The 20,230-nt window shown below is 64.3% G+C and carries 22 protein-coding genes and 2 tRNA genes; 12 read left to right on the top strand and 12 right to left on the bottom strand.

Annotation, left to right across the window (positions count from 1 at the left end; genetic code table 11):
* Positions 1 to 95: 95 nt before the first annotated feature.
* On the bottom strand, positions 96 to 1,043 hold the full coding sequence (locus tag PI990_RS23875; protein WP_271658677.1) for a bile acid:sodium symporter family protein: 948 nt from the start codon (positions 1,041 to 1,043) through the stop codon (positions 96 to 98).
* 48 nt (positions 1,044 to 1,091) lie between these two features.
* Positions 1,092 to 2,012 carry a recombination-associated protein RdgC gene (rdgC, locus tag PI990_RS23870; RefSeq protein WP_021221381.1) on the bottom strand — a complete coding sequence of 307 codons (921 nt, stop codon included), beginning with the start codon at positions 2,010 to 2,012 and terminating at the stop codon, positions 1,092 to 1,094.
* A 159-nt stretch (positions 2,013 to 2,171) separates the two neighbouring features.
* On the opposite strand from rdgC, the gene PI990_RS23865 reads away from it, so the two are divergent.
* The 7 genes from PI990_RS23865 to PI990_RS23835 all read left to right on the top strand — a co-directional run bounded on the left by PI990_RS23865 (position 2,172) and on the right by PI990_RS23835 (position 5,439).
* A tRNA-Val gene (locus tag PI990_RS23865) sits at positions 2,172 to 2,247 on the top strand.
* A gap of 15 nt (positions 2,248 to 2,262) precedes the next feature.
* A tRNA-Asp gene (locus PI990_RS23860) sits at positions 2,263 to 2,339 on the top strand.
* 241 nt (positions 2,340 to 2,580) lie between these two features.
* Entirely contained in the window at positions 2,581 to 3,291 is a 711-nt protein-coding gene (locus PI990_RS23855) for an FKBP-type peptidyl-prolyl cis-trans isomerase (protein WP_263403617.1), read from the top strand.
* A 422-nt stretch (positions 3,292 to 3,713) separates the two neighbouring features.
* The gene (locus PI990_RS23850; RefSeq protein ID WP_043245488.1) at positions 3,714 to 4,157 is read left to right on the top strand and encodes a YkvA family protein; all 444 of its coding nucleotides are present in this window, start codon (positions 3,714 to 3,716) and stop codon (positions 4,155 to 4,157) included.
* 135 nt (positions 4,158 to 4,292) lie between these two features.
* Positions 4,293 to 4,607: a helix-turn-helix domain-containing protein gene (locus PI990_RS23845; protein ID WP_021221315.1), complete on the top strand. Its 315-nt coding sequence runs from the start codon at positions 4,293 to 4,295 to the stop codon at positions 4,605 to 4,607.
* On the top strand, positions 4,604 to 4,969 hold the full coding sequence (locus tag PI990_RS23840) for a hypothetical protein (RefSeq protein WP_021221314.1): 366 nt from the start codon (positions 4,604 to 4,606) through the stop codon (positions 4,967 to 4,969). Before PI990_RS23845 ends, PI990_RS23840 begins: the two co-directional genes overlap by 4 nt.
* On the top strand, positions 4,969 to 5,439 hold the full coding sequence (locus PI990_RS23835; protein ID WP_021221313.1) for a hypothetical protein: 471 nt from the start codon (positions 4,969 to 4,971) through the stop codon (positions 5,437 to 5,439). Before PI990_RS23840 ends, PI990_RS23835 begins: the two co-directional genes overlap by 1 nt.
* Before the next feature lie 27 nt (positions 5,440 to 5,466).
* Here the strand turns inward: PI990_RS23835 and PI990_RS23830 are convergent, their stop codons facing one another.
* Together PI990_RS23830 and PI990_RS23825 are read right to left on the bottom strand one after the other, a co-directional pair.
* Positions 5,467 to 7,212, bottom strand: coding sequence for a bifunctional diguanylate cyclase/phosphodiesterase (locus PI990_RS23830; protein ID WP_021221312.1), 1,746 nt, complete (start codon positions 7,210 to 7,212; stop codon positions 5,467 to 5,469).
* Positions 7,213 to 7,305: 93 nt separating this feature from the next.
* Positions 7,306 to 9,390, bottom strand: a complete 2,085-nt coding sequence (locus PI990_RS23825) for a carboxy terminal-processing peptidase (RefSeq protein WP_021221311.1) — start codon at positions 9,388 to 9,390, stop codon at positions 7,306 to 7,308.
* 128 nt (positions 9,391 to 9,518) lie between these two features.
* On the opposite strand from PI990_RS23825, the gene PI990_RS23820 reads away from it, so the two are divergent.
* The 3 genes from PI990_RS23820 to ahpF all read left to right on the top strand — a co-directional run bounded on the left by PI990_RS23820 (position 9,519) and on the right by ahpF (position 12,920).
* Positions 9,519 to 10,481 carry an NAD(P)H-quinone oxidoreductase gene (locus PI990_RS23820; protein ID WP_031288407.1) on the top strand — a complete coding sequence of 321 codons (963 nt, stop codon included), beginning with the start codon at positions 9,519 to 9,521 and terminating at the stop codon, positions 10,479 to 10,481.
* A 178-nt stretch (positions 10,482 to 10,659) separates the two neighbouring features.
* Positions 10,660 to 11,223 (top strand): alkyl hydroperoxide reductase subunit C, encoded by a 564-nt coding sequence (gene ahpC, locus PI990_RS23815; RefSeq protein WP_021221309.1) that lies wholly within the window; start codon positions 10,660 to 10,662, stop codon positions 11,221 to 11,223.
* 140 nt (positions 11,224 to 11,363) lie between these two features.
* Positions 11,364 to 12,920, top strand: a complete 1,557-nt coding sequence (gene ahpF, locus PI990_RS23810) for an alkyl hydroperoxide reductase subunit F (protein WP_184487768.1) — start codon at positions 11,364 to 11,366, stop codon at positions 12,918 to 12,920.
* 102 nt (positions 12,921 to 13,022) lie between these two features.
* On the opposite strand, the gene PI990_RS23805 is transcribed toward ahpF, so the two are convergent.
* Positions 13,023 to 13,574 carry an RNA 2'-phosphotransferase gene (locus PI990_RS23805; RefSeq protein ID WP_184487769.1) on the bottom strand — a complete coding sequence of 184 codons (552 nt, stop codon included), beginning with the start codon at positions 13,572 to 13,574 and terminating at the stop codon, positions 13,023 to 13,025.
* Positions 13,575 to 13,775: 201 nt separating this feature from the next.
* On the opposite strand from PI990_RS23805, the gene PI990_RS23800 reads away from it, so the two are divergent.
* Complete coding sequence (locus PI990_RS23800; RefSeq protein WP_021221306.1) at positions 13,776 to 13,958, top strand: hypothetical protein; 183 nt, start codon at positions 13,776 to 13,778, stop codon at positions 13,956 to 13,958.
* A gap of 3 nt (positions 13,959 to 13,961) precedes the next feature.
* Here the strand turns inward: PI990_RS23800 and PI990_RS23795 are convergent, their stop codons facing one another.
* Positions 13,962 to 14,354: a VOC family protein gene (locus tag PI990_RS23795; RefSeq protein ID WP_184487771.1), complete on the bottom strand. Its 393-nt coding sequence runs from the start codon at positions 14,352 to 14,354 to the stop codon at positions 13,962 to 13,964.
* A 122-nt stretch (positions 14,355 to 14,476) separates the two neighbouring features.
* Here PI990_RS23795 and PI990_RS23790 point away from each other — a divergent pair, with 122 nt between their 5' ends.
* Positions 14,477 to 14,962 carry a GNAT family N-acetyltransferase gene (locus tag PI990_RS23790; protein ID WP_184487772.1) on the top strand — a complete coding sequence of 162 codons (486 nt, stop codon included), beginning with the start codon at positions 14,477 to 14,479 and terminating at the stop codon, positions 14,960 to 14,962.
* Positions 14,963 to 15,024: 62 nt separating this feature from the next.
* Here PI990_RS23790 and PI990_RS23785 read toward each other — a convergent pair whose 3' ends face one another.
* Genes PI990_RS23785 through PI990_RS23760 form a run of 6 tightly spaced genes read right to left on the bottom strand, consistent with a single transcriptional unit; the run spans position 15,025 to position 20,207 of the window.
* Positions 15,025 to 15,678: an HAD family hydrolase gene (locus PI990_RS23785; RefSeq protein WP_021221301.1), complete on the bottom strand. Its 654-nt coding sequence runs from the start codon at positions 15,676 to 15,678 to the stop codon at positions 15,025 to 15,027.
* Entirely contained in the window at positions 15,678 to 16,667 is a 990-nt protein-coding gene (locus PI990_RS23780) for an ABC transporter ATP-binding protein (RefSeq protein ID WP_271658676.1), read from the bottom strand. Before PI990_RS23780 ends, PI990_RS23785 begins: the two co-directional genes overlap by 1 nt.
* The gene (locus PI990_RS23775) at positions 16,664 to 17,461 is read right to left on the bottom strand and encodes an ABC transporter permease (RefSeq protein ID WP_021221299.1); all 798 of its coding nucleotides are present in this window, start codon (positions 17,459 to 17,461) and stop codon (positions 16,664 to 16,666) included. Before PI990_RS23775 ends, PI990_RS23780 begins: the two co-directional genes overlap by 4 nt.
* Positions 17,448 to 18,308: an ABC transporter permease gene (locus PI990_RS23770; RefSeq protein ID WP_043245477.1), complete on the bottom strand. Its 861-nt coding sequence runs from the start codon at positions 18,306 to 18,308 to the stop codon at positions 17,448 to 17,450. The genes PI990_RS23775 and PI990_RS23770 overlap by 14 nt, the downstream gene beginning before the upstream one ends.
* Complete coding sequence (locus PI990_RS23765; RefSeq protein WP_271658675.1) at positions 18,287 to 19,093, bottom strand: alkaline phosphatase family protein; 807 nt, start codon at positions 19,091 to 19,093, stop codon at positions 18,287 to 18,289. Before PI990_RS23765 ends, PI990_RS23770 begins: the two co-directional genes overlap by 22 nt.
* Positions 19,094 to 19,148: 55 nt before the next feature.
* Positions 19,149 to 20,207, bottom strand: coding sequence for an ABC transporter substrate-binding protein (locus tag PI990_RS23760; protein WP_021221296.1), 1,059 nt, complete (start codon positions 20,205 to 20,207; stop codon positions 19,149 to 19,151).
* Positions 20,208 to 20,230 lie beyond the last annotated feature (23 nt).

Here is a 20,230-nt window from a genome sequence, read left to right as displayed (position 1 = left end):
ACTCGGCGAGTGGCAGGGCCGTCCCTGCACTGCGCAGTATTTTGCACATCCTGGCCGCCCGGACAAGTTGCATGGGACGGGCGGCCTGACAGATGTCAGACGGCAGGCTTGTCGGACTCATCCTTCATGCGCCGGAACAGCGCAGCGAGCAGGGAGCCCGAGAGGTTGTGCCAGACACTGAACAGGGCGCTTGGCACGGCCGCCAGGGGCGAGAAGTGGGCACTGGCCAGGGCGGCGCCGAGGCTGGAGTTCTGCATGCCCACCTCGATGGCGAGTGTCTTGCGCTGGGCCAGCGGCAGGCCGAAGACCTTGCCGGCGAGGTAACCCAGGGCCAGGCCGAGGCCGTTGTGCAGCACCACCACGGCCATGATCAGCAGGCCGGATTCGGCAATCTTCGCCTGGCTCGCGGCAACCACCGCCGCGACGATGACGACGATGCTCACCACCGAAACCAGGGGCAGGACCTCGACCAGGTGACGCACACGCACGCTGAGCAGGCGCTGGGCGATCAAACCGAGGGCGATGGGCAGCAGCACGACCTGAAGGATCGACATGAACAGTGCGCCGAACTGCACCGGTAGCCAGGCGGAGGCCAATAACCAGATCAGCGCCGGAGTCACCAGGGGAGCGAGCAGGGTGGTGACGGCGGTGATGGCCACGGAGAGCGCCAGGTCGCCGCGGGCGAACCAGGTCATCACGTTGGACGCGGTACCCCCGGGGCAGCAGCCCACCAGGATCACACCGACGGCCACTTCCGGCGGAAGGCGCAGTACCTGGCACAGCAGCCAGGCGAGCCCGGGCATGATCAGGAACTGGGCGAGCACGCCGATCAGCACGCGCAAGGGGCGGCGTGCGACTTCGCGGAAGTCTTCGGTCTTCAGGGTCAGGCCCATGCCGAACATGATCAGGCCGAGCAGCGGCACTATCCATTTCACCAGCGGCAGGAACCAGGCGGGTTGGTAGAACGCCAGCACGGCGAACAACAGGATCCAGAGGGCGAAGGTGTTGCCGACGAAGCGGCTCAGGGCGGCCAGTGCGCGCATGCTCGTTCCTTAGGGAGGGGCGCCCGGCATCTGCCGGGCGCGGGGGCGTCAGATACCTTGCGGGATCTCTTCGCCGCCGAGGGCGTCGATCAGCTGGGGCAGGAACTCCACCAGGGTCAGCATCATCAGGGTGAAGCTGGCGTCGAGCTGGCTCAGGGCGTCTTCGCCGCCGTCCTGCTCGGCCTTGTCCTGCAGCAGGTCTTCGAAGCGCAGGCGCTTGACCACCAGCTTGTCGTCGAGGATGAAGGACAGCTTGTCCTGCCACGCCAGGGACAGCTGGGTGACCAGCTTGCCGGAGGACAGGTGCAGCTGGATTTCGTCGCTGGTCAGGTCCTGGCGCTTGCAGCGCACCACGCCGCCGTCTTCGTCGGTGTCGCGCAGTTCGCACTCATCGAGCACGTAGAAGTCCTTGGCGGCTTCCTGGGTCTTGACCCACTCGGTGAGGGTGGCGGTGGGGGCGATCTTCACCGAGACCGGGCGCACGGGCAGGGAGCCGATGGCCTCGCGCAGGGTGGAGAGCAGGTCTTCGGCGCGCTTCGGGCTGGAAGCATCGACCAGGATCAGGCCCTGGGCCGGAGCGATGGCGGCGAAGGTGGCGGACTTGCGGATGAAGGCGCGGGGCAGGAAGGTCTGGACGATCTCGTCCTTGAGCTGGTCGCGCTCCTTCTTGTAGACCTTGCGCATCTGTTCGGCTTCGATCTCGTCGACCTTCTCCTTCAGGGCGTCACGCACCACGCTGCCGGGGAGGATGCGTTCTTCCTTGCGCGCGGCCACCAGCAGGAAGCCTTCGCTGGAGTGGACGAGGGGCGCGTCGGGGCCTTTGCCGAAGGGGGCGATGAAGCCGTAGGTGGTCAGTTCCTGGCTGGCGCAGGAGCGGGCCGGCTTGGTGGCCAGGGCGGCTTCCAGGGCCTCGACGTCGAAGGGCACATCCTGGGTGAGGCGGTAGACGAGCAGGTTACGGAACCACATGGGGGAATTCTCTCCGGACACAAAGCGCGCATTATTCTCCCCCGGAGCACTCAGGCCAACCCTGAGCTAAGCCTTTGGAACGGCTAGCAAAATTTTTTTAAAAAGGGGCTTGCCAGGGTCGGGATACCACTCTAGAATGCGCCCCACTTCGAGAGTGAAGGGTGATTAGCTCAGCCGGGAGAGCATCTGCCTTACAAGCAGAGGGTCGGCGGTTCGATCCCGTCATCACCCACCAATCTTGCAGTAACGCGCAGCGGTAGTTCAGTCGGTTAGAATACCGGCCTGTCACGCCGGGGGTCGCGGGTTCGAGTCCCGTCCGCTGCGCCATATATAGAAAGCCCTCAGGTAGCGATACCTGGGGGCTTTTTCTTTGCCTGCGAAAAAGCCCCCTGACGTCCTGCCCCGCCTCTGCGAAAAAATGCTGGCAATTCATGCGTTTCTCGCCGCCCAGCGCTGAACTATTTGCCTGTTCTCCGATCCTATATGCCCATAGCCACTGGTCGCAGGGGCCTGCTAAGCTCGCGACTTCATAGAACATGCCATCACGGCGGACAGACAAGGAATCAGCATGAAACAACATCGGTTGGCAGCGGCTGTGGCTCTGGTGGGCCTGGTGCTCGCGGGCTGCGATTCGCAGACCAGCGTCGAGCTCAAGACTCCGGCACAGAAGGCCTCCTATGGCATCGGCCTGAACATGGGCAAGAGCCTGGCCCAGGAAGGCATGGACGATCTGGATTCCAAAGCTGTCGCCCAGGGCATCGAAGATGCCATCGGCAAGAAGGAACAGCGCCTGAAGGACGACGAGCTGGTCGAGGCCTTCGCCTTCCTGCAGAAGCGTGCCGAAGAGCGCATGACCAAGCTCAACGAGGAATCCGCCAAGGCGGGCAAGAAGTTCCTCGAAGAGAACGGCAAGCGTGAGGGCGTGACCACCACCGCTTCCGGCCTGCAGTACGAAGTCGTGAAGAAGGCCGATGGCGCGCAGCCCAAGGCCACCGATGTGGTGACCGTTCACTACGAAGGCAAGCTGACCGATGGCACCGTCTTCGACAGCTCCATCCAGCGTGGCAGCCCGATCGACCTGCCGGTCAACGGCGTGATCCCGGGTTGGGTCGAAGGCCTGCAGCTGATGCATGTCGGCGAGAAGTACAAACTCTATATCCCGAGCGAGCTGGCCTACGGCGAGCAGAGCCCGAGCCCGGCGATCCCGGCGAACTCCGTTCTGGTGTTCGACCTGGAGCTGATCGGCATCAAGGACCCGGCTGCCGCTCCCCAGCAGTAAGCCGTTGTCTTTCGAGGCGCCCCGCATTGCGGGGCGTTTTCGTTTCTGCGGCCGCGGCCACTCTTTCGGATAGCCGCGCTGCGTTTCGGTAACCGGTTTTGCCGATGCGGTCACGGAGCGAACCTGGTGCTGACTGCCGGGTCTGAACGAAGGTGTTCCGGCATCCTGGTGTTACGGTTATGCACATGACCGAGTAACCACGGGACTTGTCACTGCGGTTTGCTGTCGCAGGCGCTGGTCGATTTTCAACCAGTTGATTTTGCTGGTGTTTTTAGCTTGGCCAAAAAATCGCCGATCTGTAGCGAAGCCGCGTGGCGCGGGCTTTTGCAGGTTGTCGGGATAAACTGCTAACAAGGTTATCCACAGCTTCTGTGGGTAACCGCCCATAGGCCCGTTCCCATGCGGTTTGCCGAGGAGCGACCATGAAGATACCCCCGAATCTCGAGCGTTACCTGCCCATTGCGCGGCGTTTCCTGGCGCGCGGAAGATTGCCTGCGCTGTTGCTGGCGGTGACCCGCAAGAGCGCGAAACAGAGCGGCCGCCTGGGGGCGGTGAAGGACGACCTGCAGGTGTTACTGGCCCTTTGCGTGGCGCGCCTGCGTGGCCAGTACCGTGACATCAGCCCCAAGGCATTGCTCTCCATCGTTGCCGGGCTGGTGTACTTCCTCACCCCGGTGGATGCCATCCCAGATTGGGTGCTCGGTGTCGGCCTGATCGATGACCTCGGCGTGCTCGCCTGGGTGCTCAAGACCTGGAGCGCCGAGATCGACGCCTTCCGCCATTGGCGCGAGGCGCAGACGCCGGAAGTGAGCGCTTCCCTGGAGCGCATACCGGCTCGTGAAGAGGTGATCGACGAGGTGCTCTGAGACCGGCGAAGTGCAGGCGCACACGGGTTCACAGCTTGTTCACTGATGGCCCCCGGAGGCTGATTCGCCCTGTTAATATGGCGATCTGCAAGGAAAGTGCTGAAGCTGTCGGCACTGCTGTCCACGGGAGTTTCAATGAACGTGCAAGTGATCATGCGTGACGGTGAAGCAGAGTACGCAGTGTTGCCCTGGGCTGATTACCAGGCACTGCTACAGGCTGCCGGACAAGCCACCCAGGCGCCCAGCAGCGCCGCCGCCACCCCTGCTTTCTCGCAGCTCCAGGCATTGCGCGAGGCGCAGGGGCAGAGCCAGGAACAATTGGCCCGCGCCGTTGGCATCAGCCCGGTTTACCTGGCCCTGATCGAGAGCGGCGAGCGCGAGCCGGATACGGCCATCAAGCGCTCGCTGGCCCATATTCTGGGTGTCGCCGGTTGGGAGTCCGAATCTTGAGCGTGCGCATCAGCCGCCAGCACTGGCAGGCCTTGCTCGGTGAGCTCGAAGATGCGCGCCGCCAGCGCCACCTGCTGACCTATCGCGCGTTGGTGGAGCGGCTGCAACTCCCCACCCCCGCGATGCAGACCCTTACCGCTGCGCTGGAGCACCTGGCTGCACTGGATGCTCGGGCCGAACGCCCGTTGCGCAGCTCGCTGGTGATCAGCCAGGGCGCCAGCCGCCTGCCGCGCACCGGCTTCTTCGAATGCGTGATACGCCTGGGGCGTTTCCCCGGTCCTCCGGATGGCATCGCCGCGGCGTCCTGGCATGCCGCAGAAGTGGTCCGGGTATTCGAGTTCACTTACCCCGAGGAAGTCTGATGTTGCTGTGGAAGCTGCGGGCCCATGTCGGTTACCGGGTCGCCCGCTGGTTGCTGCGCTGGCCTTCGCTGGTCCGTCAGCCCCGTGCCTGGAACTGGATGCAGGGCCAGTACGCGCGCATGGCGAACCTCGGCGATGTGGCCGCGCAGAGCTTCTACGGTCATCTCCTGCTGCACCGTGGCCAGGGCTTCGGTGCTCGGGAGGAGGGCATCCGCATGCTGCGCCTGGCGGCCCGTGCCGGTGACGGTAAATCCGCCTACCAGCTCGGTGTGGTGGCCTTGGCGGGTGATACCCGTAACCCGCCGGACGCCGGTGAAGCCGCGTCCTGGTGGGTGATTGCCGAGGCCGCCGGGCACCCGTTGGCGGCCAAGCGCCTGGCCGACCTGTACCGTGATGGCGGGCCGGGCCTGGCACCCGACCCCGCCGCTGCCGAGCGTATGGCTGCCAGCGCCGTTCAACGGGGCTTCTGACCCCACCGCCGATCGCCTTCTCTCGGATCAGACCGCGTCGATGATGTGCAGGCTATAGCCGGGCACTTCCTTGGCGTGGCGCTTGGCTTCCGAGGCGAGGGCGGCGAGCTGGCTGGCGTCCAGGTGGGCGCAGGCTTCGGCCCTTAGATTGACCACGCCGATGGACAGGGACAGAAGCGGGAATTCCTCGCGCTCGCCCCGGCGGTTGTGGGCGATGAAGCAGCCCGCTTGCAGGTGGTCGTTGCGGTAGAAGCGCCGGCACTGGCCCTGGAAATCCTCCAGCAGGTAGTTGAGCTTGGCGCGCCAGTCTTCCGAACCCAGCACCAGCATGAAGTCGTCGCCGCCGATATGGCCGACGAAGTCCCGCGCGGGGTCGACCCGTTCGTTCAGGCATTGCGCCAGGCACAGCAGTACTTCATCGCCCTTGGCATAGCCGTAGAGGTCGTTGAAGGGCTTGAAGCTGTCGATGTCCACATAGCAGACCATCGCCGGGCGGCCTTGCTGCAGCAGGCGCGCCAGGCACTGCTGGATGGGCACGTTGCCAGGCAGTAGGGTCAGCGGGTTGGCGTGGCGGGCCTGCTGGATCTTCATCTCGGTGATCAGCTTGAGCACATCGATCACCCGCCCCAGGCCCAGGTAGCGGCCTTCGGAAACGATGATGAAGTCTTCCTCGATACGCTGGCGCGCGCGACTGGTGAGCAGGCGGCTGACCCGCTGCAAGGACTGGCTCAGCTCCACTGCAAGGAAGTCGTCGCTCATCAGCCGACTGATGGGCTTGCGGGCGAACAGGTCAGTGGCAAAGGGCTTGAGCAGGGCATCGGAAAGCAGGTGGCGATGGACGATGCCCACCGGTTGCTGCTGGGCGTCGATCACCGCCAGGGAGTTGAGGTTGGCCTGGGCGCGGAAGGCTTCCAGGACCACGGCGATGGGGGTGTTCTGGTCCACCGCTGCCTGTTCGTTGAGCAGGGCTTGCAGATCGGAGCCATCGTCGGCGAGGGGGCTGGTGCTTTCCAGTTGCGGCAGCAGCGGTCGGGCATCCCGAGGTGGCTGCTCCTGGGGGCGGCAGAGCAGGTAGCCCTGGACCAGGTCCAGGCCCATTTCGGCGAGTACCGCGAGTTCTTCAGGCAGTTCGATGCCTTCGGCGATCACTTGCGCTCGTGAGGCCTTGGCCATCTTGAGGATGGAGCCGACGAATTCGCGCTTCACCGCGTCCTGGTGGATGCCGTCGATGAAGTGGCGGTCGATCTTCACGTAGTCGGGGCGCAGCTCCGACCACAGGCGCAGGCTGGAGTAGCCGGCGCCCAGGTCATCCAGGGCGATGGAGAAGCCCATGGCGCGATAGTGGTGCAGGGCAGTGTCCAGCAGGCCGAAGTCCTCGGTGGGGGCGTGCTCGGTCAGCTCGATTACCACTTGGCTGGGCGGGATACCGAAGGACTGCAGCAGTTGCAGGGTACGACCGGGCTGGTGAGCCGGGTCGAGCAGGGATTCGGGGGACACGTTGAGGAACAGCTTGCCGTCGAGCTTCAGCTCATGGAAGCGCGTGCACGCGCGTTTGCGGCAGGCCATTTCCAGCTCGCTGAGGCGCCCCGCATGGCGGGCGACGGCGAACAGGGTGACGGGGGAGTGCAGGGGGCTGTTGGAGGGGCCTCGGGTGAGGGCCTCGTACCCCAGGATGCGGCGTTCGGAAAGCGAGATGATCGGCTGGAAAAGGCTGTTCAGGTCGCCGTGAGCGAGGATCTGGCCCAAGGCGCTCAACTGCTCGGTGACTGTCATGTTGGCTCTCGTGAATGCGGCTCAAAAGCAAAGGGGCCGCATCAGCGGCCCCTGCATTTCACGACAGTTTCGTGACGTTCTGATGACGTTCGATCAGTGCTTGGCGACCGTCGAATTCAGACCCAGGTAGTCGAGCAGGATCTGCCCGGTCTCGGTCAGGTAGGCGTCGTCTTCCGGCTTGGTCTTGTCATCGTCCAGCGGCAGCGCGTCCTCGTCTTCCTTCTTCAGTTCCTTCAGCGGCTCCTCACCCTTGCCCTTGCGACGGGTGTTTTCCATCGCCAGTTGCTTGGCTTCGATATCGGCCTGCTGGGCGCGACGCTTGGCCTCGTTGAGGGTGATGGTGGTTTCCTTCATCAGCTTCTGGGCCAGGGCCAGGCGCTCGCGGCTGTAGACGAAGTCGGGATTGTGCGCGGTGCGCGAATCGTGACGGGCCTTGAGCTCGGAGAGGAAGGGCTTGAAGGGGTCGACCTCGGGCTTGATGGCCGGGCGGATGCTGTCCCAGGGCATGGCCTCGGGCAGCGCGCTTTCGCCGATTTCCTTGGTGTCGACCACCGAGGGGTACTCGATGTCCGGGATCACGCCCTGGTGCTGGGTGCTCTGGCCGGAGACGCGGTAGAACTTGGCCAGGGTCAGCTTCAGCTCACCGTGGTTGAGCGGCTGGATGGTCTGCACGGTGCCCTTGCCGAAGGTCTGGCCACCGATGATCAGCGCACGGTGATAGTCCTGCATGGCGCCGGCGAAGATCTCCGAGGCCGAGGCGGACAGGCGATTGACCAGCACGGCCATCGGGCCCTTGTAGAAGATGCCGGTGTTCTCGTCGGCCAGTACGTCGACTCGGCCGTCGCTGTTGCGTACCAGCACGGTCGGGCCCTGGTCGATGAACAGGCCGGTCAGCTCGGTGGCTTCCTGCAGGGAGCCGCCGCCGTTGTTGCGCAGGTCGATGACCACGCCGTCGACCTTCTCCTTCTGCAGCTCGCCGAGCAGCTTCTTCACGTCGCGGGTGGTGCTCTTGTACTCGGGATCACCGGCGCGGAAGGCCTTGAAGTCGAGGTAGAAGGCCGGCACTTCGATCACGCCGAGCTTGAAGGTGTGGCCTTCATGTTCGAGGTTGAGCACGGACTTCTTCGCGGCCTGCTCTTCGAGCTTCACCGCCTCGCGGGTGATGGAGACGATCTTGCTGCTCTGGTCGTTGGGCGCGTTGTTCGCGGGGACCACTTCCAGGCGTACCACCGAGCCTTTCGGGCCACGGATCAGCTTGACCACTTCGTCCAGGCGCCAGCCGATCACATCGACCATCTCGCCCGTGCCCTGGGCGACGCCGACGATCTTGTCGGCCGGGGCGATCTGCTTGCTCTTCTCGGCGGGGCCGGCAGGCACCAGGCGCACCACCTTGACGTGCTCGTTGTCGCTCTGCAGCACCGCACCGATGCCTTCCAGCGACAGGCTCATGTTGATGTCGAAGTTCTCCGCGTTATCCGGGGAGAGGTACTGGGTGTGCGGGTCGTAGGTCTGTGCGAAGGCGTTGATATAGGCCTGGAACACGTCCTCGCCACGGGTCTGCTCGAGGCGCGAAAGCTGGTTTTTGTAGCGTTTGACCAGCAGTTCCTGGATCGCCTTCGGCTCTTTATTGGCGATCTTCAGGCGCAGCACCTCGTCCTTCACGCGCTTGCGCCAAAGGTCGTCGAGGGCGGCGCTGTCCTTGGCCCAGGTGGCCTTCTCGCGGTCGGTCTCGAGGCTTTCGTCGGCGCTGAAGTCGATCTTGTCCACGCCCTTGTCGAGCATCGCCAGGGCGAAGTCCAGGCGTTCCTTGAGACGGTCGAGATGACGCTTGTAGATGGTGAAGCCCGGGTCCAGGTCGCCGCTTTTGAGGAAGTCGTCGAACTGGGTTTTCCACTGGTTGAATTCGGCGATGTCGCCGGCGGTGAAATACATCTTCGCCGGGTCGAGAAGCTTGAGGTAGCCCTCGTAGATCTTCACCGAGCGCTCATCGTTGAGTGGCGGCTTGTTGTAGTGATGGCGCTTGAGCAGCTCCACCACATTGAGGCTGGCTATCACCTGCTCACGGTCGGGCTGGATGGAGTCCCAGCTGTCGCTTGCCGAGGTGGTGGACGCATGCAGCGGCAGAACGCTGATGCTGAATACAAACGCAAGGGCGGAGCAGATCAGTGAACGCTTCATGCTTATTCGACGTCGGGGGAGGTGATAACGCATATTAGGCCGTATTTGAGGGCGCCGGGTTCCATCGGCGCAAAGCAAAAGCCCGGCGGTCAGCCGCTGGGCGAGTCCTGGGTCACTATGGAGGCAGCGTGAAAGCATTGCAAGGCGTGGAAGGGCGCGTGGAATGGGCTGAATACCCCATTCCTGACTGTGATGTGGGGCAGGTCCGCATTCGTGTGGCGGCCGCGGGATTGAACCGCGCCGATCTGTTGCAGGCGGCGGGGCATTACCCTCCGCCTCCCGGTGCGAGCGACATCATCGGCCTTGAATGTTCGGGCGTGATTACCGAAGTGGGGGCGGGTGCGGCGTGGCAGGTGGGCGATCGTGTCTGCGCGCTGCTGGCTGGTGGCGGCATGGCCGAAGAGGTGGTGGTGGATGCCGGTCACGTGCTGCCGGTGCCCGAGGGCCTCAGCCTGGCGGAGGGGGCTGCGCTGCCGGAGGTGTACGCCACCGCCTGGCTCAACCTGTTCCAGCTGGCCGGCCTGAAGCCCGGTGAGAAGGTGCTGTTGCACGCGGGGGCCAGCGGCGTCGGCTCCGCCGCCATCCAGCTGTGCAAGGCCTTTGGTAGCCCAGTCTGGGTCAGCGTTGGTTCCGCCGAGCGCCTAGCCTATTGCGAGGGCCTCGGCGCCCAGGGCGGCGCACTGCGCGGCGAAACGCTGGAGAGCCTGCGCGACTTCGGCCCGTTCGATGTGATCCTCGACCCGGTCGGTGGTAACTACGCCGCGCTCAACCTCGACTTGCTGGCCCGTGATGGCCGCTGGGTGAATATCGGCCTCATGGGCGGCCGCAAGGCCGAGCTGGATATGGCCCTGGTGCTGGGCAAGCGCATCCAGCTGATCGGTTCGACCCTGCGCAACCGCGACGACGCCTTCAAGGCCGACCTGCTGCGTGATCTTGGCCAGCATGCCTGGCCGCTGTTCGCCGAAGGCCGCCTGAAGCCGCAACTGGAACAAAGCTTCGCTGCCAAGGACGTGGAAGCTGCCTTCGCCGCTCTGAACAGTAACCAGGTGTCGGGTAAAGTGGTTGTCGTACTGGACGAATCCCTCGTCTAGTTTCCTTTCGATACCTTGCGTGACAGGCTGGAAGGCCCGTGGCTACTGGGCTTCAGAGTGATATAGGAAATCAATGAGGTCGATTCCTTCAATCAATAAGCTCTTTACAGCGCAACCACCTAGTATTCGTCTGGTAAATTTCTCAACCCACACTTCCAACTCATAAGAGGTCCACTCGATGTCTCTGATCAACACCGCAGTTCAACCTTTCAAGGTCAACGCTTTCCACAACGGCAAGTTCATCGAAGTCACCGAAGAATCCCTCAAGGGCAAGTGGTCGGTCCTGATCTTCATGCCGGCAGCCTTCACCTTCAACTGCCCCACCGAGATCGAAGACGCCGCCAACAACTACGGCGAGTTCCAGAAGGCCGGTACCGAGGTCTACATCGTGACCACCGATACCCACTTCTCCCACAAGGTGTGGCACGAGACTTCCCCGGCAGTCGGCAAGGCCCAGTTCCCGCTGATCGGTGACCCGACCCACCAGCTGACGAACGCCTTCGGCGTGCACATCCCGGAAGAAGGCCTGGCCCTGCGTGGCACCTTCGTGATCAACCCGGAAGGCATCATCAAGACCGTTGAGATCCACTCCAACGAAATCGCTCGTGATGTCGGCGAGACCCTGCGCAAGCTGAAAGCTGCCCAGTACACCGCTGCCCACCCGGGCGAAGTCTGCCCGGCCAAGTGGAAGGAAGGCGAGAAGACCCTCGCTCCGTCCTTGGACCTGGTTGGCAAGATCTAAGCTACAAAACGCAGTACCTCCCCCCGGTGGTCGGCCTCATGCCGACCACCCTGCAAAAAGCCCGAATCCGAGCGAGCAGGGCGGACGCGCACGCGTCCGCCGCGGGGTCCCCTTTGCCCGAAACAAGCAGGAGCCGAATCATGTTGGACGCCAATCTTAAAACCCAGTTGAAGGCCTATCTGGAAAAGGTCACCCAGCCGTTCGAGATCGTCGCGTCCCTCGATGACAGCGACAAATCCAAGGAGCTGCGCGACCTGCTGCACGACATCGTCGGCCTGACCGACAAGATCACCCTGCGCGAAGACGGTGGCGACGCCCGCACGCCTTCCTTCTCGCTGGAGCGCCCCGGTGCGGATATCAGCCTGCGTTTCGCCGGCATCCCCATGGGCCACGAATTCACCTCCCTGGTGCTGGCACTGCTGCAGGTCGGCGGCCACCCCTCCAAGCTCGAAGCCGATGTGATCGAGCAGGTGAAGGGCATCCAGGGCGAGTTCAACTTCGAAACCTATTTCTCGCTGTCCTGCCAGAACTGCCCGGACGTGGTCCAGGCGCTGAACCTGATGGCCGTGCTCAACCCCAACATCCGCCACGTCGCCATCGATGGCGCGCTGTTCCAGGATGAAGTCGAGCAGCGCCAGATCATGTCGGTGCCGAGCATCTACCTGAACGGCGAACTGTTCAGCCAGGGCCGCATGGGCGTGGAAGAAATTCTCGCCAAGATCGACACCGGCGCGTCCGCCCGTGATGCCGAGAAACTCAATGCCAAGGATGCCTTCGACGTCCTGGTGATCGGTGGTGGCCCGGCCGGTGCCTCGGCTGCCATTTACGCCGCCCGCAAGGGCATCCGTACCGGCGTCGCGGCCGAGCGTTTCGGCGGCCAGGTGCTGGACACCATGGCCATCGAGAACTTCATCTCCGTGCAGGAGACCGAAGGCCCGAAACTGGCCCGCGCGCTGGAAGAGCACGTCAAGCAATACGACGTCGACATCATGAACCTGCAGCGTGCCAGCAAGCTGATCCCGGCCAAGGCCGAAGGCGAGCTGCATGAAGTGAAGTTCGAGAGCGGTGCCAGCCTCAAGGCCAAGACCGTGATCCTCTCCACCGGTGCCCGCTGGCGCGAAATGAACGTACCCGGCGAGCAGGAATACCGCGGCCGTGGCGTTGCCTACTGCCCGCACTGCGACGGCCCGCTGTTCAAGGGCAAGCGCGTGGCGGTGATCGGTGGCGGCAACTCCGGTGTGGAAGCGGCCATCGACCTGGCCGGCATCGTCGCCCATGTCACCCTGATCGAGTTCGACAGCCAGCTGCGTGCCGACGCCGTGCTGCAGAAGAAGCTGCGCAGCCTCGGCAACGTCGACATCATCACCAGCGCGCTGACCAGCGAAGTGAAGGGCGATGGCCAGAAGGTCACCGGCCTCACCTACAAGGACCGCAACTCCGACGAGTTCAAGGCCCTGGAACTGGAAGGCATCTTCGTGCAGATCGGCCTGCTGCCCAACAGCGATTGGCTCAAAGGCACCGTCGAGCTGAGCCAGCGTGGCGAGATCATCGTCGATGCCCGTGGCGAGACCTCGCTGCCCGGTGTGTTCGCTGCCGGTGACGTGACCACCGTGCCTTACAAGCAGATCGTGATTGCGGTGGGTGAGGGTGCTAAGGCCTCCCTGAGCGCCTTCGACCACCTGATCCGCACCACCTGATTCACCCTGCTCCAACAACAAAGGCAGCCCTCGGGCTGCCTTTTTTCATGTCGCCTTTGACCTTGTAGCCCGGGCTTCAGCCCGGGGAGAGTGCCCTGCCGCTCACCCCTCCCGCTTCAGGTAATCCACCGGCACCCGCGCGGTCAGCCACACGCCGTTCTCCGCCTGGTGGAATTCGAAACCGACCTCGTGCATGGCGCTGGCCGCGATCTCGAGGATCACCGGCTCGCCATAGCGCTGGCCCACCTGGGTGGCGGTTTCGCGGTCTTCGGAGAGGTGCACGTGGTGGCGCGAGCCGGCGATCAGGCCCTTCTGCAGGATGCTGTCGACAAAGCGGCTGGCGGTGCCGTGGAACAGCCGCTGCGGCGGCACCACGGCGTCGTACTGGCGCTGCACCGAGGCGGTCGAATGGCCTTGTACCGCGCGAATGCGCCGGCCGTCTTCGGAAATGGCGAAGCGCTTCTTGTCGTTGTTCGCCACCACGCGGCGGATCGCTCGCTCATCGAGCGCCTTGCCCGTGCGTGCGGCACCGGTGATCAACGCCTCGATATCGGCCCAGCCTTCGCTGTCCAGCTGCAGGCCGATGGCCTCGGGTTTGTGCCTCAGTACAAAGCTGAGGAAACGGCTTATCTCGACATCCGGTCCATTGCTCATGGTGAGCTCCTGCATCCTGCGTGATTGAGGGGCAGATTCTGCCACGACGGCACGACCGACCAAATACCTCGAACCTTCATCGGCCAGCTCCCTCACAGCTCCTGACGACCACGAAACCACGAGGTGGAACATGCCCGTCAAACATGACCTGAGCCAGGGCATCGGCCTCTCTGAAGTACGGCACCTGAGGGAGGACGCGCCATGATCGACAGCGACCCGAGCGTTACCGAGGACGGCGAGCTGCCCGAGATCACCCCCGACGAGGAAGCGGAGAACCAGGCCGAGGTGGAGCGCCTGCAGAAACCGCGTGACCCCGAGCCCGACCTGCGTCCGCGCCATCACCAGCCGGAGCTGCCCGGCGAGGGCGACAATACGGTGCCTTGAGCGTCACTCTGCCCGGTGGCAGCACACGCACAGCTTGTTGCCATCCGGGTCGCGGAAATAGGCGCCGTAGTAGTCGGGGTGATAGTGCGGTCGCAAGCTTGGTGCACCTTCGCACTGGCCGCCATTGGCCAGCGCCAGGGCGTGGCAGCGGTCGACGCTGGCGCGGTCCGGCGCCAGCAGGGCGACCATCTGGCCATTGCCCACGGTTGCCGCCTCGCCATCGAACGGCGCGCCCAGCACCAGCAACGGGCGCGGTGCATCCGCCGGCATCCAGCCCGCCCAAGGGCGGGACGGGTCGCAGAATTTCTGCGGCAGGCCCAGTGCCTCCATCAGTGGCGTGTAGAAGGCCAGGGCACGGGGGAAATCGTTGGTACCGATGCAGACGTGGGACAGCATGAGCGACTCTCCTAGGCGGCTACGAACGCCGATTATGCTCGGCCCTCTTTCTTGCCGGCCAGCCGGCGCCTAGCATGTCCGCCTTCGCGCCTCGGCGCCAACACCCCCTGAAAGGAATTCCCGTGAGCCTGCATATCCGCGATGCCGTACGCAGCGATGCCCGCCAGATTCTCGCCTTCATCACCGAACTGGCCATCTACGAGAAGGCCGAACACGAAGTCATCGCCACCGTTGCCGACATCGAGCAGAGCCTGTTCGAGGGCGACACCCCGGCCCGTGCGGTGATCTGCGAGCTGGACGGCGCGCCCATCGGTTTCGCCGTGTATTTCTACAGCTACTCCACCTGGCTCGGCCGCAAGGGCATGTACCTGGAAGATCTCTATGTCTCCCCCCAGCAACGCGGCGTCGGTGCCGGCAAGGCGCTGTTGCGCCATCTCGCGCGCCTGGCCTGCGACAGCGGCTGCGGCCGCCTGGAATGGAGCGTGCTGGACTGGAACGAACCCGCCATCCAGTTCTACCAATCCATCGGCGCCAGCCCCCAGGACGAGTGGGTGCGCTACCGCATGGCCGGTGACGAGCTCAAGGCCTTCGCCCACGGCGATAGCTGAGTCCTCGGCAAACCAGGCACGCGGGTTTCACCCGCCCTACGTCATACGCAGGACGGGGTGACTCAACGCCAGTCGAGGATCGGCCAGCCGGCCTGTTCGGCGTGTTCACGCAACGCTGGGTCGGGGTTGACCACGCGGGGGTTGCTGACCAGCTTGAGCAGCGGCAGGTCGTTGCGCGAGTCGGAGTAGAAGTAGGCGCCGTCGAGGCTTTCACCTTCGGCTTCGAGCCAGGCGTGCAGGCGGGTGACCTTGCCCTCGCGGTAGGTGAGCACGCCACGGGTGTTGCCGCTGTAGTGGCCGTGCTGTTCTTCAAGGTCGATGGCCAGCACTTCGTCGATCTTCAGGCGTTCGGCGATGGCGCTGACCAGGAAGTGCGCGGAGGCGGAGATCACCAGGATGCGGTCGCCGGCTTCGCGGTGGCTGGCCAGGCAGCGGGTGGCGTCGCTGTGGAAGATGGGTTCGATCACGTCCTCGACGAAGGGCTCGACGACGAAGGCCACTTCCTCCGGCGTGCGGCCCACCAGGGGCGAGAGGCTGAAGGCCATGTAGTCCTCCATCGCCAGCTTGCCTTCGGCATAGAGCGCCATGAGTTCGTGGTCCTTCTTGACGAAGGATTCACCGTCCACCCAGCCGATGGCGGCCATGTGTTCGCTCCATAGGCTGGCGCAGTCGCCGTCGATGAGGGTGTCGTCGAGATCGAAGATCGCCAGGGTCATCACGCCACCTCCCGGATTGCGTTGTCGTCGATGGACAGGCCGATGCGCTGGCCCTTGCCATGCAGGTCGTCGGCGCTGCGGTTGAGCACGTCCACCACCAGTTCCACACCCCGAGCTTCCACGCGGTAGCGGATGACGTTGCCCAGCAGGCTGTGGCTGCGGACTTCCGCTTCGATGGCGCCGTCACGGCTCAGCGAGATGGCTTCCGGGCGGATGGCGATGCGGCTGGCCACCGGGCGCGCCAGCAGGCGTGCGGCGTCTTCGGCTTCGAGCAGGTTGTAGTTGCCGATGAAGCCGGCGGCGAAGGCATCCACCGGGGCGGTGTAGAGGGTCTCGGCGTCGCCGCTCTGGACGATGCGCCCGGCGTTCATCAGGAAGATGCGGTCGGACATGGTCAGCGCCTCCTCCTGGTCGTGGGTGACGAAGATGGTGGTCAGCCCCAGCTCCTGCTGGATGCTGCGGATCTGTTCGCGCAGGTGTTTGCGGATGCGCGCATCGAGGGCCGAGAGCGGCTCGTCGAGCAGCAGCAGGCGCGGGCGGGTGACCAGGGAGCGGGCCAGGGCCACGCGCTGGCACTGGCCACCGGAGAGCTGGTGCGGGTAGCGGTCGGCGTACGTGTCCAGCTCGACCATGGCCAGGGCTTCCTGCACACGGCGGGCGCTTTCTTCCTTGCTGGCCTTCTGCATGCGCAGGCCGAAGGCGACGTTCTGCGCGGCGGTCATGTTGGGGAACAGCGCGTAGCTCTGGAACACCATGCCGATGCCGCGCTTCTGCGGTGCCAGCGGCACCAGGTCCTGGCCGTCGAGGACGATCTTGCCGCCATTGACCTCGGTGAGCCCGGCGATGCAGCGCAGCAGGGTGGATTTGCCGCAGCCGGAAGGGCCGAGGAGGGTGACGAATTCACCCTGGCCGATCTCGCAGTTGATGTCGCTGAAGATCGAGGTGGCGGCATAGCTTTTGTGCAGCCCCTGAATGCTCAGAAAACTCATGATTTGTCCTTGTTCAGGCGGTTGGCTGCCCAGGTGAACAGCAGCACGAAGAAGAAGTAGGAGATCACCAGGGCGCTGTTGAAGTGGCCGCTGCTGTTCTTCATGTTGTTCAGGTAGACCTGCAGGGTTTCGTAGCGCGTGCCCACCAGCAGGTTGGCGAAGACGAACTCGCCGAAGAGGAAGGAGAACGACAGGAATAGCGAAACCATCAGGCCCTTGCGCAGGTTGGGCAGCACCACCAGCAGAGCGGCCTTCCAGGTGCTGGCGCCGAGCAGGTGGGCGGCGTCCATCAGGTCACGCAGGTTGATCGCCTGCAGGTTGTTGGTGATGGCCCGGTACATGAATGGCAGCGCCACGGTGAAGTAGCAGCCGATGAGGATCCACGGCGTACCTACCATGGCCAGCGGGCCGGAGCCATAGAGCTGCAGCAGGCCCACCGAAGACACCACCGGCGGCACCGCGAAGGGCAGCAGGATGAGAATGTTCATCAGCGCGTCCAGCTTGGGGAAGTGGTAGTGCACCACGAACAGCAGCGGCAGGATCAGCACCACCGACAGCGCCAGGGCGCCGAAGCACACCAGCAGCGATTGGCCGAAGGCGTTGAGGAAGCGGGCATCGCTCCACAGCGCCAGGTACCACTTGAAGGTCAGGCCATCGGGGAGGATGGACGCCGACCAACTGGTGGACAGCGAATAGAGCAGGGTGCCGGCCAGGGGCAGCAGCAGGATCAGGAACAGCAGCCAGACCACGATGCGGTGGTAGAGGCTGGCGACCGGGGCTTCAGCGCGCGACATGGTAGCTCCTCTTCAGCAGCCACTGGTGGACAACGGTGATCAGCGCCATCAGGCCCACCAGCACCATGGCCAGGGCGCTGGCGAGGTTGGGATTGAGGGCGATGTCGCCGGCGACCATGGCGGCGATGCGGATCGGCAGCACGTTGAAGTTGCCGGTGGTCAGGGCGTAGACGGTGGCGTAGGCGCCCAGGGCGTTGGCCAGCAGGATGATGAAGGTGCCCAGCAGCGCGGGGGTCAGCACCGGCAGGCCGATGTGCCGCCAGAAGTCCCAGGTGCTGGCGCCGAGCAGCGAGGCGGATTCGCGCCAGTCCGCGCGCAGGGCGTCGAAGGCGGGGTAGAGCAGCAGCACGCCGAGGGGGATCTGGAAGTAGGTGTAGAGCACGATCAGGCCGGTCTTGGAGTAGAGGTTGAAGTCCTCGATCAGCCCGCTCTGTTTGAGCAGCAGGGTCAGTGCACCGTTGAAGCCCAAGAGGATGACGAAGGCGAAGGCCAGGGGCACGCCGGCGAAGTTGCTGGTCATGTTGGAAAAGGCCATGACGAAGTCGCGCAGGCGGCTGTCCACCTGGCGCAGCGAGTAGCTGCCGAGGATGGCGATGAAGATGCCGATCAGGCTCGACCAGAAGGCGATCTGCAGGCTGTGCTTGATCGCCTGCAGGTAGAACTTGGAGGCGAACACCTTGGCGTAGTTGCCCAGGCCCCAGCCTTCGGGGCTGTTTAGGCTATTGATCGCCACCCAGGCCAGCGGCGCGATCTGGAAGGCGATGAAGAAAATGGCGAATGGCAGCAGGCACAGCAGCGCCAGCCATTTGCCGCGGTTGGCTGAATTCACTTCAACAGCTCCCGGCATACAGGTTTGTCGTGGGGCACGCCCAGCAGTTCGCAAAGGGTGCCGCAAAGGTCGGTCTGCTTCGGCTGCGCATAGCCGTCGAGGCTGAAGGCGTCGCCGAGGACGAACAGCGGCACTTCGCGCTCTTCGGTGAGCAGGCCGTTGTGCGAACGGTCGTTGTTCATGCCGTGGTCGGCGGTCACCAGCACCTGGTAGCCGGCATCGAGCCAGCGCTGCAGGTACTCGGCGAGGATGATGTCGGCGACCCGCGCGCTGTTGCGGTATTGCGGCGTGTCGAGGCCGTGCTTGTGGCCGGCGTCGTCGATGTTCATCGGGTGCACCAGGAGGAAGTCCGGAGCGTGGCGCAGGCGCAGGCTCTCGGCATCGGCGAACAGGTGCGCGTCCGGGTAGTGGTCGGCCCAGTAGAAGTGGCCATGCTGGATGGGCAGTTCGGGCGCCTCGGTGTGGCGGTCGCGGGCGGCGTCGAAGGGCGAGCGGTTATACAGCTCGCTGAACCAGTGGTAGGCCGCAGCGGCGGTGGTCAGCCCGGCATCGCGGGCGTAGTGGAACACGCTGCGCTGGTCGGACAGGCGCGAGACGTCGTTGTGCACGATGCCGCTGTCGATCGGCGGCACCCCGCTGAGAATGCATTCGTAGAGGGGGCGGGACAGCGCCGGTAGCTCGCACTCCAGTTTGTACAGCGCAGCACGGCCGGCGGCGCAATAAGCCTGGAGGTGGCCCATAGCGTGTTGTGCGACGCCGTAGTTGAGGCCGTCCAGCAGGACCAGGATTGCTTTGTGCTTCATGAGCTGGCACCCAGATGTGACGAGGCGCCGGCCAAGGCCGGCGCCCGTGTGTCACTTATTCCATGTTGATGATGACGTTTTCCTGCCACAGGCTCGGCAGTGCCTTGGAGGTTTCTTCCCAGGCCTTGGCGTCCTTGATCGGCTGCACCTTGGCGTACTGCTCGTTGGGCAGCAGCTTGGCCTGCACTTCGGCCGGCAGGGTCAGGTGCTCGGCGCGGATCGGGCGGGCGTTGCCCTTGGCCAAGTTGATCTGGCCGGCGTCGCTGAAGATGTACTCGCGAGCCAGCTTGGCGGCGTTCGGGTTCTTGGCGTACTTGTTGATGATGGTGGTGTAGCCGGAGATCACCGAACCGTCGGAGGGGATCAGCACCTCGAAGCGGCTGGGGTCGATCTGGTCGCGGTAGGACAGGCCGTTGAAGTCCCAGACGATGCCGACTTCGACTTCGCCTTTCTCCAGGGTCTGGATGGTCGGGTTGGACAGGGACAAGCGGCCCTGTTCGGCGATCTTGGCGAAGAGGTCCAGACCCGGCTGGATGTTCTTCTCGTCACCGCCCTTGGCGATGGCGGCGGCCAGCACGCCGTTTACGGCCTGGGCGGCGGCGCTGACGTCACCGATGGCGACCTTGTACTTGCCTTTCTCCAGGTCGGCCCAGGATTTCGGCGGCTCTTTCACCAGTTGCTTGTTGATGATGAAGGCGATGGAGCCGGTGTAGGCGAGGGCCCAGTGGCCGTCCTGGTCCTTGGCCCACGCGGGGACCTGGTCCCAGGTGCTGGGCTTGTAGGCCTGGGTGACGCCCTGCTGGGTGGCGATGGGGCCGAAGGCCGCGCCGACGTCGCCGATGTCGGCGGTGGCGTTGTCCTTCTCGGCGGCGAACTTGGCGATTTCCTGCGCCGAGCTCATGTCGGTGTCCATGTGCTTGAGGCCGAACTTCTTCTCCAGGTCGACCCAGGTGTCCTTCCAGTTCGCCCAGCTGTCGGGCATGCCCACGCTGTTTACCGCGCCTTCCTTGCGGGCAGCGTCTTCCAGGGCCTTCAGTGCAGCGTCATCCGCCATGGCCTGGGTGCTCAGGGCCAGGGTGGTTCCAATCAGTGAAGCCAGCAGCAGGCGTTTCATATGAAGCTCCTTAGCAGGGTTGA

This window comes from Pseudomonas sp. TUM22785, assembly GCF_028198105.1.
Lineage (GTDB): Bacteria > Pseudomonadota > Gammaproteobacteria > Pseudomonadales > Pseudomonadaceae > Metapseudomonas > Metapseudomonas solani.
Note: the sequence above shows the minus strand (reverse complement) of the source record. Positions and strands in the feature narration are given on the sequence as shown.